We start from the raw sequence: 1,856 nt of genomic DNA on the forward strand, positions 1-1,856 counted from the left end.
CGTGTACTTGGTGAAGTAACAGAGGAAAAATTGGATATCGTTCGTGATGCGGACTACATCCTTCGCGAAGAAATCAAAAAAGCGGGGCTTGACCGTGACATTTGGCAATACTTCTGCGTATTACCAGACATCCGTTCGGTAGGTGTGATGGGCGATGGCCGTACTTACGACTACGCAATCGGCATCCGCGCCGTTACATCCATCGACGGTATGACATCCGACTGGGCACGCATCCCTTGGGACGTGCTGGAGAAGATCTCTGTACGTATCGTAAACGAAGTGAAGCATGTTAACCGCGTGCTGTATGATATTACGAGTAAGCCACCTGCTACTATTGAGTGGGAGTAAAATTGTTCGGTAATACAGTCTAAATAGGCTGTAAATATAGTCATATCAACGTCTAGTGTAGTTTGTTAAGAACTAAATCATGATTGACTTGCAACTATTAGATATTTTAAAAATTAAATCGTCTTTTAGTTGCTTATCAGTAAGTAGCTAAAAGACGATTTTTTATTTTGCTCAAAATTAGCGATACTCGAATAAGGTTTACTTCAGTAATATAAGGTATGGTATATTTGTTGGATAGATTCTCTTTAAAGACAAGAAAAGTAGGTGAACAAAATGGGGAAATATCAATTGGATACAAAAGGCAAAGTAGCTGTGGCGAAGTATCATGAAAAAAACAAACCTGCTCAATTTAATAAGAAGCAGCAGCTTGAAAAAATACGTGCAGAGTATTTGAAAAACAAGAAAAAACAGACAGATAAATAATATTTGAGTGGGAATAGGATAATACACCTAAACGCTCGCAATGCTAGTTATATCAAAGGTTTAGGCAGTGTTCAAGTGAACATTCAGTTGTTCGCTTGCAACAATTGACTTTCAAAATAGGACCTCCCTTTATTCATGCAATTCATGATGAAAGGGAGGTCTTTTTTTATGGTCAGCTATGAAATATGTATGGCATTTAAATTTTGATTTTGCCGGCTATCACGGCTCAACTATCCGGAAAACCATCTAAAAACCGAATTCAAAACATAGACGAATGAATGCGGTCCTGCTATGCCGGTTCGTCATTTGTAATTATAAAGAAAATACCTAACCTTTTGGCTGAGCCAGCTTCAAATTTCAAGGTTGATAAAACTCATGTAAGTGTCTAATAAATCTTGATCAAGTTGCAAGTTGATCATTAACGAATTCTTTTCATTTTTTAGTTTTTCTTTTCGTTCCTCGAAAGCTTCTTGTGTATCGAATTCTTCATCGAATACATGTTTCTTATATCTATTCTCAGCAAGAATTAAAGCGATTAAATCGGGTGTTACGTTACGGACATTGTTCTGTTCAAGTTGAAGTGTAATAACATTGTTTAATCTTTTATCAATCATAAGAGACATTAACTCTTGGGGGTCTCCGAATAATTTCGTATAATAAGGGTCATTAAATGAAAAGATGTGAAAGAAATTCTTCAGATGGAATAACTTTTCGAAAAGAGTTTCGCATTTTGTGAATTGGGCATTCACCTCAGATACGTCGGCCAACGTATCCATCTTCTCAATTTCTTGAACTAAAAGACTTGGATGACTCCTTAAGTTGTTCAATGTCTCATCGGTATAGCCAATTTTTCTACCCTGCAAACTGAATTTTTTTCCATTATAGGCGTAAGTAAAAATGATATACATGTCCATGAGAAGGTGGGAATCATGAGTGATTGGGGTGATGAAAGTGAATTCGCCTTTATAATACGAAATATACATTGTATGACTACCGATGTTAATACGGTCATTTTTGGTGAACTCATCTTTGTCAACTTCGTTTAAAAATTTCGTTAAACGATCTGCCAATGTTTCTAAGTCGGA

The 1,856-nt window shown here is 36.5% G+C and carries 3 protein-coding genes; 2 read left to right on the plus strand and 1 reads right to left on the minus strand.

All coding sequences use genetic code 11. From position 1 onward, the window contains the following. Together AC52RT_RS04420 and AC52RT_RS04425 are read left to right on the plus strand one after the other, a co-directional pair. On the plus strand, positions 1 to 348 hold a 348-nt coding region (locus AC52RT_RS04420), incomplete at its 5' end, for a GMP synthase (glutamine-hydrolyzing) (RefSeq protein ID WP_495539629.1). A 273-nt stretch (positions 349 to 621) separates the two neighbouring features. Continuing rightward, complete coding sequence (locus AC52RT_RS04425) at positions 622 to 771, plus strand: hypothetical protein (protein WP_495539630.1); 150 nt, start codon at positions 622 to 624, stop codon at positions 769 to 771. Between the two features lie 350 nt (positions 772 to 1,121). Here the strand turns inward: AC52RT_RS04425 and AC52RT_RS04430 are convergent. After that, positions 1,122 to 1,856 (minus strand): hypothetical protein (locus tag AC52RT_RS04430; RefSeq protein ID WP_495539631.1); only part of this gene is annotated, 735 nt, incomplete at its 5' end.

It is taken from the genome of Peribacillus sp., assembly GCF_059453735.1.

What these genes read in the sequence shown, in the direction of transcription:
- AC52RT_RS04425 (WP_495539630.1), top strand. Translation starts at nt 622, where the DNA reads ATGGGGAAATATCAATTGGATACAAAAGGCAAAGTAGCTGTGGCGAAG.